This is a genomic window from Sphingobium terrigena (assembly GCF_003591655.1).
GTDB lineage: Bacteria > Pseudomonadota > Alphaproteobacteria > Sphingomonadales > Sphingomonadaceae > Sphingobium > Sphingobium terrigena.
On record NZ_QVRA01000022.1, the window covers coordinates 14,510 to 28,014 of the forward strand.

The following is a 13,505-nucleotide window of genomic DNA, read 5'->3' on the forward strand; positions in this document are numbered from 1 at the left end:
TGTCGCGTCGCTGTGACCCATCTGTTACCTGACAGGCGCATCACAACCGTTTTGCAGGGGCTTGCTCATGACTATTACCCCCAAAATCTATACTTCGCTACTGTGACTCTACTCCGCCCTTTTCCGCGCCTGCGCCCGCCGCGCGAAGATGTTGAGGCACTCCACTAGCGTCGAAAACGCCATCGCCGCATAGATATAGCCCTTGGGCACATGCACGCCGAACCCGTCGGCAATCAGCACCGCGCCGATCATCAGCAGGAAGCCGAGCGCCAGCATCACCACGGTCGGGTTCTTGGCGATGAAGTTGGCGAGCGGATCGGCGGCCAGCACCATCGCCGCCACCGCCACCAGCACGGCGATGACCATGATCGCCAGATTGTCGGTCATGCCCACCGCGGTCAGGATCGAATCGAGCGAGAAGATCATGTCGAGCAGGATGATCTGCACGATCGCGCTGCCAAAGGTGATGGTCGCCACGCTCTTCTTGTCCAGCACATCGTCGCCGCCCGCCGGATCGACGCTGTGGTGGATTTCCTTGGTCGCCTTCCAGATCAGGAACAGGCCGCCCGCGATCAGGATCAGGTCGCGCCAGGAAAATTCGGTCTCGAACGTCGGCGCGCCATATTGGTTGAGTGGGCCGACAATCCCCAGGTTAAACACCGGCGCGGTCAGGCCGACGATCCACGCGATCATGGACAGCAGAACGAGGCGCATCCCCAGCGCCAGGCCGATCCCGATGCGGCGCGCCTTTTGCCGTTGATGCTCTGGCAGCTTGTTGGTCAGGATCGAAATGAACACCAGATTGTCGATACCCAGCACCACTTCCATCACCACCAGCGCGACAAGCGCAGCTAAAGCGGTGGGATCGGTAAAGGCGGTAAGCAGGCTGTCCATATTGATCCTTCCGTGCGGGCTTTTGGCACGCCATCGCAACGACAGGAAAGTCCCCCGGTTCCCCGCGACACACTTTGTCACATGACCACGTTGTCATCACGAGCAGCATGGCCCAAGCGACTGGACGGGAACGGTCCAGTCGCTTAGCGAAGGCCCGTTCTTCTCTTCATGCCGCGGCCTTGTCGCTGCGTCGTCATGCCCCAAGCGAAAGGCAGCCCATGGCCAAAACCACCCTCACCCGTTTCCTGATCGAACAGCAGCGCCTTGCCAATGCGCTGCCCGCAGAATTGCGTCTTCTGATCGAAACCGTGGCGCGCGCCTGCAAGACGATCAGCCATGCCGTCAGCAAGGGCGCGCTGGGCGAAGTGCTGGGCAGTCTGGACAGCGAAAATGTGCAGGGTGAGGTGCAGAAGAAGCTGGACGTGATCGCCAACGAATTGCTGCTCGACGCCAATGAATGGGGCGGGCATCTGGCCGCGATGGCGTCCGAGGAGATGGAGACGATCCATCGCATCCCCAATCGCTATCCCAAGGGCGAATATCTGCTGCTGTTCGATCCGATCGACGGGTCCAGCAATATCGACGTCGACCTGTCGGTCGGCACCATCTTTTCGGTGCTGAAAGCCCCCGACGAATGTGCCGGGCGCGAAGTGACGGAGGATGATTTCCTTCAGAATGGCCGGGCGCAGGTGGCAGCAGGCTATGCCATTTACGGGCCGCAAACGCTGCTGGTGCTGAGCGTCGGCACCGGCGTGCATGAATTCACGCTGGACCGCGAAGTCGGCAGCTGGGTCATGACCGATCGCGACATGAAAATGCCGCAGGGCAAGTGCGAATTTGCCATCAACATGTCCAACCGCCGCCAATGGTCGCCCGGCGTTGCCCGCTATATCGAGGAACGGGTGATGGGTGCCGAAGGGCCGTGCGGGGTGGATTACAACATGCGCTGGACCGCCTCCATGGTCGCCGACGTCCACCGCATCCTCAAGCGCGGCGGCATCTTCATGTATCCTGCCGACCATCGCACGCCGGGCAAGGCGCGGCTGCGCCTGATGTATGAGGCCAATCCGATGAGCTATCTGGTCGAGCAGGCGGGCGGCGCGGCCACCGATGGCTTCATCCCGATCATGGACGTCGACGCCACCAGCCTGCACCAGCGCGTCGGCGTGGTGCTGGGCGACAAGGCGGAAGTGGCAATGGTCACGGCCTATGGACGGGAATAGCCGCCTGGCGGGCAACCATCCTCCCCTTTAAGGGGAGGATCAGGAACAGTACAAAACAGATCGATTGCGACTTTGGGTAGAGTAAAGTGGGGGAGAGCGAAGTGTCGCTCAATCCCCCTTGCTATGGCCTCGCCTTGCCGGTCTTACCGGCGGCCCCTCTCCAGAAACATGTTATATGGCGCGGCTGTAGCCCAAACGGCCTAGCCCAAGCCGAGACCAAAAAAAAGGGCCGATCCGCAGACCAGCCCAAAAAGTTTAGGAGAGGATGCCTGAAAGGCACAGTATCTATGTCGTCCGGGCGTAATTTTCGCAAATGCGAAGGGTGAAGGCACGATTGCGTAAAATGCAATCGCTTGCGGAAACTTTAACCATCTACGGACCGAATCGAGTCGCGGGTAAAGCAAATGTCAGGGCTTTATCCCTAAGCGGGGCCAATGCATTATCGCCGCGACATTGATGGACTGCGGGCCTTGGCGATTCTGCCAGTCCTGCTGTTCCATGCCCATGTGCCGGGCTTTGGCGGCGGTTATGTCGGCGTCGACATTTTTTTCGTCATATCAGGCTATCTGATCACCGGCATCATCGCCCGCGAAGTCGATGAAGCCCGCTTCTCGCTGGCGCGCTTCTACGAACGCCGCTTCCGGCGGATCGTCCCGGCACTGGGGCTGATGATCCTGGTGGTGCTGGGCTTGAGCGCCTTGCTCTATCTGCCCGGCGATCTGGAGGGGGTGCCGCGGTCCGCGCTGGCCGCGACCCTGTTTGCGTCCAACCTGTGGTTTTTCACCGACACCGGCTATTTTGCGGGCGGCGCGGACGTCAAACCGCTGCTCCACACATGGTCGCTGGCGGTAGAGGAACAATATTATATCGGCTTCCCGATCCTGCTGATGGCCATAGCCCGCTTCGCCCCGCGCTGGCGCACGGGGGTGGTGATAGCCATCGCGGCAGGATCGCTGCTGCTGTCGATCGCGATGCAACGCGATACCAGCGGGTTCGCTTTCTACCTGCTGCCGACCCGTGCCTGGGAGTTATTTGCCGGGGCTTTATTGGCGCTGGGGGCGGTGCCTGCGTTGCGGACCCGCTGGTTGCGCGAGGGGGTGGCATGGGGCGGGATCGCCGCGATTGCGCTGGCGGTTACCTGCTATGATCGCGACACTTTGTTTCCCGGCATCGCCGCCCTCGCCCCGGTACTGGGCGCTGCCGCGCTGATCCACAGCGCGCCGGGGACCAGCGCCGGGCGGTTGCTGGGCTGGTCGCCGTTGGTGGGCGTGGGGCTTGTCTCCTACTCGCTTTATCTGTGGCACTGGCCGGTCATCGTGTTCACCGAATATGCGACCGACATGGCAGTGACAGGCTGGACGTGCATGGCCGTGATCGCCGGGTCGGTGATCGCGGCGATCCTGTCCTGGCGCTTTGTCGAACGCCCCTTTCGCGATTCGCAGGCGATGCCGGCGCGGACGATCTTTCGCTTCACCGGCGCGACGATGGCGCTGCTGTGTAGCCTGTCGCTGGCCTTGCTGGCGGCGGGACCATGGCCGTCGCGATTTGCGCCGACAGTGCTGGCGCAGGCGGCGGGACGTAACGACATCAGCCCGGAGCGCAAACGCTGCCATGACATATTCGCCCGCGGCGCGCGCGCCTGTGTGCTGGGGGCGGCCGCCCCGCCCGATGCGATGCTGTGGGGCGACAGTCATGGGGTCGAACTGGCCTATGCGCTGGCGCTGGAGGCGAAGGCGCAAGGACGGGCGCTGGTGCAGCGCACGACGTCCAGTTGCCCGCCGGTGCTGGGCTATGACGCGCCCAAGGATGCGCGCTGCGCGGCGGCCAATCGCGCCGCCTTTGCCGCCTTGCGCGCCGATCCGGCCATCCGCCGCGTCTATCTGGCGGCCTTCTGGGCCAATGGTGATTTTGACGATTCCGGCTTTGTCGCCAGACTGGACCGCACGATCGCCGCGATCCGGGCGGAGGGACGGGAGGTCGTGCTGATCGGCCCGGTGCCGCCGCAGCCCTTCGACGTGCCGCGCCGCCTCGCCCATCTGGCCCGCGCCGGGCAACTGGCACAGGCGGAGGGTGTCGCGCGATCCTGGGTGGACGGGCGCACCGTCCATTTGCGCGCGCTGTTTGCGCGATGGCAGGCGCGCGGGGTCCGGCTGATCGATCCCGTCGCGGCGCTGTGCGATGCCCGGCACTGCGCGATCGAGCGCGACGGCAAGCCGCTCTATTTCGATTCGCACCATCTGAGCGTAGCGGGCGCGCGGCTGGTGATTGCGCGCGGCGGCTGAGCCTTATTCGGCCGCCAGCGCATAGTGAGCGCGCGGCAATTCGTTCGCCAGCGCTTGGGCGATGGCCGTGATGATCCCCTGCATCCGGGCCAGCCCCGCTCCCGGCTGGTCCAGCGCGTCATCCAGATAAAGGCTGCGATCCACCTCTATCTGGATCGCGTGCAGCCCGCTTTCGGGCCGCCCATGGCGCTCGATCAGATGATCGCCCGGATAGGGATGATTTTGCGCCGCGACGATGCCATGGCCCGCCGCGACATCGGCCGCCAGCGTCATCAGCCGGGTGGAGGCGCTGCGCCCGAACCGATCGCCCAGCACGATGCCCGGCGCGGCCTGCCCGGCGGCGGGCGGCGGCAAGGGCGGCATGGAATGGAGGTCGATCAGGATCGCATGGCCATGCGCGTCACGCGCCGCCGTCATCAACCGGGCCAGCTCGGCATGATAGGGCCGGTGGATCGTTTCAATCCGGCGTTGCGCCTCGCTCCACGCCACCGGTTTGTGCCATAATTCATGCGCGCCGACCATGCGGCGGGGGATGAGGCCCAGCCCGCCGCGCAGCTTGGCGCTGCTCTGAAGCGCGGCATCACGCGGCACGCCGACCAGCATGGCAGGGTCGATTTCGCGCTCATGGCGATTGAGGTCGATCAGCGCACGCGGGGCGCTGGCAACGACTACGGTAAAGCCGCGCGCGATCAGCGGATGGACCAGCAGGTCGGCCCAGCGATCCTCCAGCCGTTGCAATTGTTGCCGCCGCACCCGTGCCTGCGCCAGCAGATCGGACGGGTAGTCGCGCCCGGCATGGGGCACGGAAAGGATGATGGGCCGGTCGGGGATGGCGGGGCCAAATCGGTCGAAACCCGCCTCTGTCCTGGCGGGAGGATGCGGCGCGGGACGATCCAACGAGGCTCCTTTCACCAGCTTGCCCAAAAATGGTTACTCGGCTGGATAATATTTACACCTTGTCGCATATATCGGTCAGGGACGCCACCCTGACGGGGGCATGGGGGACAAGCCGGAAACGGCAACAAGAGTAGCTGGCGCAATGGTTCGCATATTACTGGCCGAAGATGATGAGAGTATGCGGGTCTATCTGGCGCGCGCGCTGGAACGGTCCGGCTATGAGGTCGTGGCCGTGGCGACCGGCACGGAAGCGCTGCCCCATATCGCGTCCGACCGGTTCGACCTGTTGCTGACCGATATTGTGATGCCCGAAATGGACGGGATCGAACTGGCGCAGCACGCAGCGTCAGTGGCCCCGGACATGCGGATCATGTTCATCACCGGCTTTGCCGCCGTGACGCTGAAAGCCGGAAAGGCCGTGCCACAGGCCAAGGTGCTGTCCAAGCCGTTCCATCTGCGTGACCTGGTGCTGGAAGTCGAACGGATGTTCGGTAGCGAGAGCCTGACCGGGCTGAACTGAACCCCGCCCCTCAATCCTCGATCACTTCCTCCATATCGGGCGTGGGGTTGAGCGGGATGCCGGCCATGGCGGCGGCGAATCGCTCACGGTCCAGCCCTTTCTCCCAAGCCGATACCACCACCGTCGCGACGGCATTGCCGACGAAGTTGGTGAGCGCGCGGACTTCGCTCATGAAGCGATCGACCCCCAATATCAGGGCCATGCCCGCGACCGGCACCGACGGCACGATCGACAGCGTTGCTGCCAGGGTGATGAAGCCCGCGCCGGTCACGCCCGCCGCACCCTTGGACGAGATCATCGCCACCAGCAGCAGCAAGATCTGCTGTTGCAGGGTCAGGTCGACATTGCACGCCTGCGCGATGAACAGGGCCGCCAGCGTCATATAGATGTTGGTGCCATCCAGGTTGAAGCTGTAGCCGGTCGGCACGACCAGCCCGACCACCGACTTGCGGCACCCGGCCCGCTCCATCTTCTCGATCAGGCTGGGCAGCGCGGCTTCGGACGAGGATGTCCCCAGCACGAGCAGCAATTCGGCCTTGAGGTAGCGGATGAGGTGCAGAATGTTGAACCCCGCCAGCCGTGCGACGGTGCCCAGCACCACCAGCACGAACAGCAGCGAGGTCAGGTAGAAGGTCGCGACCAGCCCGGCCAGATTGGCAAGCGTGCCGACGCCATATTCGCCGATGGTGAAGGCCATCGCGCCGAACGCCCCGACCGGTGCCGCCTTCATCAGGAAGGCGACCAGCTTGAACACCGCATGGCTGGCCGATTCGAGAACCGCCATCAGCGGCGCGGCCTTGTCCCCGATCATGGTGAGCGCGATGCCGAACAATATGGCGACGAACAGGACTTGGAGGATATTGCCGTCCGCGACCGCCGAGACCATGGTCGAAGGAATGATGCTCATCAGGAAGCCGGTGAGCGTGGTTTCATGCGCCTTGTGCGCGAAGTCGGCAACCTTGCCCGCGTCCAGACTGGCCGGATCGATATTGAGACCCGCGCCCGGCTGCACCAGATTGGCGACGATCAGCCCGACAATGAGCGCGAGTGTCGAAAAGGTCAGGAAATAGGCAAAGGCCTTGGCCGCGACCCGGCCGATTGCGCCCAATTCCTTCATCCCCGCAATGCCGGTGACGATGGTGAGGAAAATGACCGGGGCGATGATCATCTTCACCAGCTTGATGAAGGCGTCGCCCAGCGGCTTTAGCTGCACGCCCATATCGGGGAAGAAATGGCCGATTGCGACACCCAGCGCGATCGCGATCAGCACCTGGACATAGAGCTGACGATACCATGGCAGACGCGGCGTCGTCTGGATCGGCGAGGATGGCGATGGCAGCATATGTCTTGGCGTCCCCCTGTTTGCGCCGCAGCATATGGGCCGTCCCTGCGCTGTCCAGAAGAATGTCGCACCCCTGCAATTTCCCGCTTGCGCAGGTCCGGTCCCCCGGCTATTGGCCCAACTCCCGTGGGCGTATAGCTCAGTGGTAGAGCACTGTGTTGACATCGCAGGGGTCGCAAGTTCAATCCTTGCTACGCCCACCATGACAAAGCCCGTCGCCTGTTTTCAGGTGGCGGGCTTTCTCTTTTGTCACAGGCGGAGGACCAGATGATCCCGGTTTGCGAGACGATTTCGGGCCAGCGCCTGTTGTTCGTGATGGCGGCGGAGGCGGAATATGGGCCGCAGTTGCGCGCCCGATTCGCGCCGCTGATGACGGGCGTGGGTCCGATCGAGGCAGCACTGGCGACCGGCATTGCGCTGCACGACATGGCGCTAGCGGATGCCCTGCCCGATCTGGTCGTGTGTCTGGGATCGGCAGGATCGCGCGTGTGCGGGCTGGGCGAGGTAGTGCAGGTCGCCAGCGTGTCCTGGCGCGACATGGATGCGTCGCGGCTGGGGTTCGTGAAGGGGGTGACGCCCTTTGTCGATCATCCGGTCGATCTGCCGCTGGTGACGCCATTGACGTTGCCGACTGCGCGGCTGTCGACCGGGGCCAATATCGTGGGCGGCGATGACTATGCCGCGATCGACGCCGATATGGTGGACATGGAGACATTTGCGGTCGCGCGCGCCTGTGCCCGTTATGGCGTGCCATTGATGGGGCTGCGCGGCATTTCCGACGGGCCGGGCGAGTTGGAGCATATCCATGGCTGGACGGCGTTGCTGGGCTTGCTGGACGAACGATTGGCGGCGGCAGTAGACGGGCTGGAAGAAGCACTGCGCTAGCACGCGGGCCGCAACCTATAGCAGGGCGACGATACGCTCGGCCGCTTGTTCGGGCGACATCAGGCCAGTATCGAGAGTCAGTGATGGCACTGGCATGGCGGCCATGCAGCGATCGCAATCGGCGCGAATGGCACGCAACAGGTCGAGCGAGCGCAACTTGCCAAATGCAGCGCGGCCCGGATCGGCAATCCGATCGTCCTGCACATCAGCAGCAACGGTCAGCGCGATGAAGCAAAGCTTCCCGCCTGCCGCTTCGACCTGGGCCTGAAGGCGCTGCGGGAAATCGGGCGCAACGCTGGGTTCGGGCGCGAAAGTGAAGATCAGCGACTGTCCGGCATCAATGGCCGAGACCATCGCCTCTATCCAGAATCGTTCCCGTAGCCGTACAAACTCCGGCGATCCGAACGGAAAGAGGGCCGCGACCGCGTCCACGATCAGATGGTTGTGAAACAGCGCAAGGCCGGTGCGGTCAGCAACGATCCGCGCAATCGTCAGCTTGCCGGCCGCTGCGGGGCCATAGAGAAAGAGCAGGGTCGGGGTCGTCTCAACGGCCATCGAACGTCATGATCGCCTGCGCGACGATGCCGTCCGCTTCCAGTGCCGCCATGCCGCCGAGATCGGGCAGGTCGATCGCAAATAGTGCCATCAGCACGCTGGCCCCCTGCTCGCGCAGCAATTGCGCCGCGGCCAGCGCCGTGCCGCCAGTGGCGATCAGATCGTCGACTAGCAGCACGCGCGCGCCCTGCGGCACCTGGCCTTCATGCAGTTCCAGCCGGTCGGTGCCATATTCCAGAACATAGTCGATGCCGACGGTCTTGCCGGGCAGCTTGCCTTTCTTGCGCACCGGCACGAAGCCTTTGCCCAGCGCAAGCGCCAGTGCTGCGCCCAGGATGAAGCCCCGCGCCTCGATGCCGACGATCAGGTCCGGGTCGAGTGGCCGGGCGATATCGGCCAGCCGTGCGGTCAGGTCGCGCAGCCCTTCCCCATCGGCCAGCAGCGTCGTGATGTCGCGAAACTGGATGCCCGGCTTGGGAAAGTCAGGAATGGTGCGGATGAGGTCGGTCAGGTCGCTGGTCATGGCGCCCCTATAGAGAAAGGGCGCGGCTTCCTCAAGAAACCGCGCCCTTTGCTATGCTTGTCCTGTCGGACGTGCCCGTCAGGCGGCCTTTTTCTTGTCCGCCCAGATATTCTGATAGGACATATAGGCCAGGCCCGTGGCGATCAGCAGGAAGATCAGCGTCGCCAGACCCGCACGGTGGCGGTTTTCCAGCTTCGGTTCGGCGGTCCAGGTCAGGAACGCCGCGACGTCCTGCGCCATCTGGTCGACCGTCGGCTTGGGCTGGCCCGGACCATAGGTCACCTGACCGTCAGCCGAGAGCGGCGGTGCCATCGCCAGGTTGAGGTTGGCGAAATAGGGGTTGTAGTGCAGCCCCTCCGGCGTCTTGGCGTCCGGGAACTTCTTGAGCAGTTCGGCCGGTTGCGCCTGATAGCCGGTCAGCAGCGAATAGACATAGGCGCTGCCATGATGGCGGGCCTTGGTCATCAGCGACAGGTCTGGCGGGATGGCGTTGTTGTTCGCCGCCGCCGCCGCGACATTGTTCGCGAAGGGCTTGGGGAAATAATCCGACGGCACAGGCTCGCGCGTGGAGGCTTCGCCCGTGGCCGGATCGACCGACGGGGTCTTGATCGCCCACTGCTTGGCGATCGCCTTCACTTCGGCTTCGTTATAGCCAAGTGCTTCAAGATCGCGGAACGCCACGAACTTAAGGCTGTGGCAGGCCGAGCAGACTTCCTTGAACACCTGGAAGCCGCGCTGCAGCTGCTGCTTGTCATAATGACCCAGCGGCCCGTCGAACGAATAGGCCACATGCTTGGGCAACTCGTGGAAAGCCTTTTCCACGGTCGGTACTGGCGGTTCGGAGACATAAGCCACCGCACCGATCAGGAAGGAGATGAACAGCCAGCCTGCAAAGAAGAGGCCGACGAGGAATGCGCCAATGCGAACCATGGTCTTATCTACCCCTTATTCGGCCGGGACCGCGACGGTTGCGCCGTCGGTCTTGCCATATTTTGCCAGCACGGCCTCAGTGATCGAGCCGGGCAGCGGCAGCGGCTTTTCAAAGCGCGAGATCAGCGGAAGGATGATCAGGAAGTGGGCGAAATAATAGGCCGCCGCGACCTGGCTCATCATCACGAACGGCTCTTCTGCCGGCGCGCCGCCCAACCAGCCCAGGATCAGCACGTCGATGACGAGGATCCAGAAGAATTTGTTGAAGGTCGGCCGATATTTGCCCGACCGCACCGGCGAGGTGTCGAGCCAGGGCAGGAAGAAGAGCAGCAGGATCGACGCGAACATCGCCAGCACGCCCAAAAGCTTGGCGGGGACGAAGAAGAAGTCCACGGTGAAGGCGCGCAGGATGGCGTAGAAGGGCCAGAAATACCATTCCGGCACGATGTGCGCGGGGGTCGAGAGCGGGTTCGCCTCGATATAGTTATCCGGGTGGCCCAGGAAGTTGGGGGCGAAGAACAGCAGCGCACAGAAGGCGATCAGGAACACGCCCGCGCCGAAGCCATCCTTGGCTGTGTAATAGGGGTGGAACGGCACAGTGTCCTGCGGCCCCTTCACTTCCACGCCGGTCGGGTTCGATGAGCCCGGAATATGCAGCGCCCAGATGTGCAGGATGATGACACCGGCAATCACGAAGGGCAGCAGGAAGTGGAGCGAGAAGAAGCGGTTGAGCGAGGCGTTGCCGGGGGCAAAACCGCCCAGCAGCCAGGTCTGGATCGGTTCACCCACCACGGGGATCGCGCCGAACAGGCCGGTGATCACCTTCGCACCCCAGTAGGACATCTGGCCCCAGGGCAGCACATAGCCCATGAAGGCGGTCGCCATCATCAGCAGGAAGATGACGAGGCCGAGCAGCCACACCATTTCGCGGGGCGCCTTGTAGGAGCCGAAATAGAGGCCGCGGAAAATGTGGAGATAGACGACGATGAAGAAGAAGCTCGCGCCGTTGGCGTGGGCGTAGCGCATCAGCCAACCGGCATTCACGTCACGCATCGTCTGTTCGACGGTGCTGAACGCGACGAGATCGTTCGCGCCATAGTGCATCGCCATGATCACGCCGGTGACGATCTGGATCATCAGCGCCAGACCGGCCAATACGCCGAAGTTCCAGAAATAGTTGAGGTTGCGCGGCACGGGATAGCCCGCACCCACCGCGTTATAGGCGAGACGCGGAAGCGGCAGCTTCTCGTCGATCCACACCATCACCGGATTTTTCGGCGTATATTGCTCAGCCCAGGGAAAGCTCATCGTTTCTTACCTCAGCCTACGAGAATGGCGGTGTCGGAAGTGAAGCTGAACTTCGGCACTTCCAGGTTCTTGGGCGCGGGACCTTTGCGGATGCGCGCGGCGGTGTCGTAGGACGAACCATGGCATGGGCAGAAATAGCCGCCATATTCGCCCTTATTCTCACCTTCGCCCGCGCCCAGCGGCACGCAGCCCAGATGGGTGCAGACACCCATGGTCACCAGCCACTGCTTCTTGCCGTCGACGGTGCGCTCTTCCAGCGTCTGCGGATCGCGCAGCGTGGAGGCGTCCACCTTGTCGGCTTCGGCGATTTCCTTTTCCGTCAGCTGGCGCACGAAGAGCGGCTGGCTGCGGAAGGTGGTCTTGATCGCCTGACCCGGCTGGATCGCCGAAAGATCGACTTCGGTCGATGCAAGCGCCAGCACGTCGGCGCTGGGGTTCATCTGGTCGATCAGCGGCAGCACGACGGCGACAGCGCCGACGCCTGCAAAACTCACCGCAGCGATGTTGATGAAATCGCGACGACGCACCCCATCATCGCCGGATATACCCGTGCTGTCTGTATGTTCAACGATCGCCATGCATCTCAAACCCTTGCAAGAACGTCCCTGATCCCGCCGCAGCACCGTTATCGGCACCTTTGTGTCAAGGAATTCGGATAGCCATGCGAAATGGCCCCGCCTTCCCCCCGGCGTGGTTCGCGGGCCTGATAACCTCAGTGCGCGCTCTTTGCCAACAGCAAAGTCACGCACCCTATGACAATTTGCCGCGCTGCATTATGGCGCGGGTCATGCGTATAGCCCTTTACCAACCCGAAATAGCGGGCAATGTCGGCGCGATCCTGCGTCTGGCGGCCTGTTTCGCCGTGCCGGTGGACATCATCATGCCGACCGGATTCGCCTTCTCCGACGCACGCCTCAAGCGCGCCGCGATGGATTATGGCGCGTCGGCCGATGTCACCCGCCACGCCAATTTCGCGGCCTTCGACGCGGAAAGGCGGGCGCAGGGCCGCCGCCTGCTGCTGATGAGCGCCCATGCGTCCCAGCGCCTGCCCGACGTCGAATTCCGCGCCGACGATGTGTTGCTGATGGGATCGGAAGGCGCAGGCGTGCCGGTAGAGGTGCGCGATATCGCTGATATTCGCATCCGCATTCCCATGGCGGAGGGGTTTCGGTCCTTGAATATCGCCGTTTCCACGGGCATCGCCGTCGCCGAAGCCCTGCGCCAGACCGGAAAGTTCCCGCAATGACCCCTGCCCCAATAACCCCAGCCCCTGTGCCGACCGTTCCCTTTGCCCTCGATTCCCGGCAGCAGGCCGCGCGCGCATGGTTCGAATCGCTGCGCGACCGAATCTGCGCCGCGTTCGAGGCGATCGAGCGGGAAGCGGGAAGCGATGCCAGCTTTGCCTATACCCATTGGGACAGGGAAGCGGAGGGTCAGGCACCGGGCGAAGGTGGTGGCGGCGTTCGGGGCGTGATGAAGGGCAAGATATTCGAGAAGGTCGGGGTCAATGTATCCACCGTCGGGGGCGAATTTGCCCCCGGATTCGCGCAGACCATCCATGGCGCGGACGAAAATCCCGCCTTCTTCGCCACCGGCATCAGCCTGGTCGCGCATATGGCCAATCCGCATGTCCCCGCCGTGCATATGAACACGCGCTACCTGGTGACGACCAAAAGCTGGTTCGGCGGCGGCGCGGACCTGAACCCGCCTTTGCCGCGCGAAGAGGATACCGCCTATTTCCATGATGTGCTGAAAAGCGCCTGCGACGCGCATGACGCGGACTATTATCCGCGTTTCAAGGCGTGGGCGGACGAGTATTTCTACATTCCCCATCGCGGCGTCCATCGCGGGGTCGGCGGGATTTTCTACGATCATCTCGAATGTGCCGACGATGCGGGATTCGACGCGAACTTTGCCTTCACCCGCGCGGTGGGCGATGCGTTTCTGGACGCCTATCCGCCGATCGTGCGGCGGCGCATGGGCGACACTTGGAGCGAGGCGGACTATGCACAGATGCTGGAGTGGCGCGGTCGCTATGCCGAGTTCAATCTGGTGCATGACCGGGGGACGCTGTTTGGGCTCAAGACCGGGGGCAATATCGACGCGATCCTGATGAGCCTGCCGCCGATGGCCAGCTGGAGCTGAG

General features: G+C 63.4%; 14 protein-coding genes and 1 tRNA gene. 7 read left to right on the plus strand and 8 right to left on the minus strand.

Annotation, left to right across the window (positions count from 1 at the left end; genetic code table 11):
- Nucleotides 1-108 precede the first annotated feature (108 nt).
- Nucleotides 109-894: a TerC family protein gene (locus tag D0Z70_RS18655; protein WP_119749055.1), complete on the minus strand. Its 786-nt coding sequence runs from the start codon at nucleotides 892-894 to the stop codon at nucleotides 109-111.
- A gap of 218 nt (nucleotides 895-1,112) precedes the next feature.
- On the opposite strand from D0Z70_RS18655, the gene D0Z70_RS18660 reads away from it, so the two are divergent.
- Entirely contained in the window at nucleotides 1,113-2,117 is a 1,005-nt protein-coding gene (locus tag D0Z70_RS18660; protein WP_119749057.1) for a class 1 fructose-bisphosphatase, read from the plus strand.
- 434 nt (nucleotides 2,118-2,551) lie between these two features.
- Nucleotides 2,552-4,399, plus strand: a complete 1,848-nt coding sequence (locus D0Z70_RS18665; RefSeq protein ID WP_119749059.1) for an acyltransferase family protein — start codon at nucleotides 2,552-2,554, stop codon at nucleotides 4,397-4,399.
- Nucleotides 4,400-4,402: 3 nt separating this feature from the next.
- Here D0Z70_RS18665 and D0Z70_RS18670 read toward each other — a convergent pair whose 3' ends face one another.
- Nucleotides 4,403-5,296 carry an N-formylglutamate amidohydrolase gene (locus D0Z70_RS18670; RefSeq protein ID WP_119749157.1) on the minus strand — a complete coding sequence of 298 codons (894 nt, stop codon included), beginning with the start codon at nucleotides 5,294-5,296 and terminating at the stop codon, nucleotides 4,403-4,405.
- Nucleotides 5,297-5,438: 142 nt separating this feature from the next.
- Between D0Z70_RS18670 and cpdR the strand changes: the two genes are divergently transcribed.
- Nucleotides 5,439-5,816 (plus strand): cell cycle two-component system response regulator CpdR, encoded by a 378-nt coding sequence (cpdR, locus tag D0Z70_RS18675; protein ID WP_017182848.1) that lies wholly within the window; start codon nucleotides 5,439-5,441, stop codon nucleotides 5,814-5,816.
- 10 nt (nucleotides 5,817-5,826) lie between these two features.
- Here cpdR and D0Z70_RS18680 read toward each other — a convergent pair whose 3' ends face one another.
- On the minus strand, nucleotides 5,827-7,158 hold the full coding sequence (locus D0Z70_RS18680; RefSeq protein ID WP_119749061.1) for a dicarboxylate/amino acid:cation symporter: 1,332 nt from the start codon (nucleotides 7,156-7,158) through the stop codon (nucleotides 5,827-5,829).
- A 128-nt stretch (nucleotides 7,159-7,286) separates the two neighbouring features.
- Between D0Z70_RS18680 and D0Z70_RS18685 the strand changes: the two genes are divergently transcribed.
- Both D0Z70_RS18685 and D0Z70_RS18690 read left to right on the plus strand, forming a co-directional pair.
- Nucleotides 7,287-7,361 (plus strand) — tRNA-Val (locus tag D0Z70_RS18685).
- 64 nt (nucleotides 7,362-7,425) lie between these two features.
- Complete coding sequence (locus tag D0Z70_RS18690) at nucleotides 7,426-8,043, plus strand: 5'-methylthioadenosine/S-adenosylhomocysteine nucleosidase (protein WP_119749063.1); 618 nt, start codon at nucleotides 7,426-7,428, stop codon at nucleotides 8,041-8,043.
- 15 nt (nucleotides 8,044-8,058) lie between these two features.
- Here D0Z70_RS18690 and D0Z70_RS18695 read toward each other — a convergent pair whose 3' ends face one another.
- The 5 genes from D0Z70_RS18695 to petA form a co-directional block, all read right to left on the minus strand.
- Nucleotides 8,059-8,598, minus strand: coding sequence for a P-loop nucleotide/nucleoside kinase family protein (locus tag D0Z70_RS18695; RefSeq protein WP_119749065.1), 540 nt, complete (start codon nucleotides 8,596-8,598; stop codon nucleotides 8,059-8,061).
- A complete protein-coding gene (locus D0Z70_RS18700; RefSeq protein WP_119749067.1) occupies nucleotides 8,588-9,121 on the minus strand; it encodes an adenine phosphoribosyltransferase in 534 nt (177 codons plus the stop codon). Before D0Z70_RS18700 ends, D0Z70_RS18695 begins: the two co-directional genes overlap by 11 nt.
- Before the next feature lie 78 nt (nucleotides 9,122-9,199).
- The gene (locus D0Z70_RS18705; protein ID WP_119749069.1) at nucleotides 9,200-10,051 is read right to left on the minus strand and encodes a cytochrome c1; all 852 of its coding nucleotides are present in this window, start codon (nucleotides 10,049-10,051) and stop codon (nucleotides 9,200-9,202) included.
- 15 nt (nucleotides 10,052-10,066) lie between these two features.
- On the minus strand, nucleotides 10,067-11,359 hold the full coding sequence (locus D0Z70_RS18710) for a cytochrome b (protein WP_119749072.1): 1,293 nt from the start codon (nucleotides 11,357-11,359) through the stop codon (nucleotides 10,067-10,069).
- Nucleotides 11,360-11,370: 11 nt separating this feature from the next.
- A complete protein-coding gene (gene petA / locus D0Z70_RS18715) occupies nucleotides 11,371-11,937 on the minus strand; it encodes a ubiquinol-cytochrome c reductase iron-sulfur subunit (protein ID WP_119749074.1) in 567 nt (188 codons plus the stop codon).
- Nucleotides 11,938-12,134: 197 nt separating this feature from the next.
- On the opposite strand from petA, the gene D0Z70_RS18720 reads away from it, so the two are divergent.
- Both D0Z70_RS18720 and hemF read left to right on the plus strand, forming a co-directional pair.
- Nucleotides 12,135-12,605: a tRNA (cytidine(34)-2'-O)-methyltransferase gene (locus tag D0Z70_RS18720; RefSeq protein ID WP_119749076.1), complete on the plus strand. Its 471-nt coding sequence runs from the start codon at nucleotides 12,135-12,137 to the stop codon at nucleotides 12,603-12,605.
- On the plus strand, nucleotides 12,602-13,504 hold the full coding sequence (gene hemF / locus D0Z70_RS18725; RefSeq protein ID WP_119749078.1) for an oxygen-dependent coproporphyrinogen oxidase: 903 nt from the start codon (nucleotides 12,602-12,604) through the stop codon (nucleotides 13,502-13,504). Before D0Z70_RS18720 ends, hemF begins: the two co-directional genes overlap by 4 nt.
- Nucleotide 13,505 lies beyond the last annotated feature (1 nt).

Coding starts and splice junctions, on each gene's coding strand:
- D0Z70_RS18655 (WP_119749055.1), bottom strand. CDS start 894: ATGGACAGCCTGCTTACCGCCTTTACCGATCCCACCGCTTTAGCTGCG.
- D0Z70_RS18660 (WP_119749057.1), top strand. CDS start 1,113: ATGGCCAAAACCACCCTCACCCGTTTCCTGATCGAACAGCAGCGCCTT.
- D0Z70_RS18665 (WP_119749059.1), top strand. CDS start 2,552: ATGCATTATCGCCGCGACATTGATGGACTGCGGGCCTTGGCGATTCTG.
- cpdR (WP_017182848.1), top strand. CDS start 5,439: ATGGTTCGCATATTACTGGCCGAAGATGATGAGAGTATGCGGGTCTAT.
- D0Z70_RS18680 (WP_119749061.1), bottom strand. CDS start 7,158: ATGCTGCCATCGCCATCCTCGCCGATCCAGACGACGCCGCGTCTGCCA.
- D0Z70_RS18690 (WP_119749063.1), top strand. CDS start 7,426: ATGATCCCGGTTTGCGAGACGATTTCGGGCCAGCGCCTGTTGTTCGTG.
- D0Z70_RS18695 (WP_119749065.1), bottom strand. CDS start 8,598: ATGGCCGTTGAGACGACCCCGACCCTGCTCTTTCTCTATGGCCCCGCA.
- D0Z70_RS18700 (WP_119749067.1), bottom strand. CDS start 9,121: ATGACCAGCGACCTGACCGACCTCATCCGCACCATTCCTGACTTTCCC.
- D0Z70_RS18705 (WP_119749069.1), bottom strand. CDS start 10,051: ATGGTTCGCATTGGCGCATTCCTCGTCGGCCTCTTCTTTGCAGGCTGG.
- D0Z70_RS18710 (WP_119749072.1), bottom strand. CDS start 11,359: ATGAGCTTTCCCTGGGCTGAGCAATATACGCCGAAAAATCCGGTGATG.
- petA (WP_119749074.1), bottom strand. CDS start 11,937: ATGGCGATCGTTGAACATACAGACAGCACGGGTATATCCGGCGATGAT.
- D0Z70_RS18720 (WP_119749076.1), top strand. CDS start 12,135: ATGGCGCGGGTCATGCGTATAGCCCTTTACCAACCCGAAATAGCGGGC.
- hemF (WP_119749078.1), top strand. CDS start 12,602: ATGACCCCTGCCCCAATAACCCCAGCCCCTGTGCCGACCGTTCCCTTT.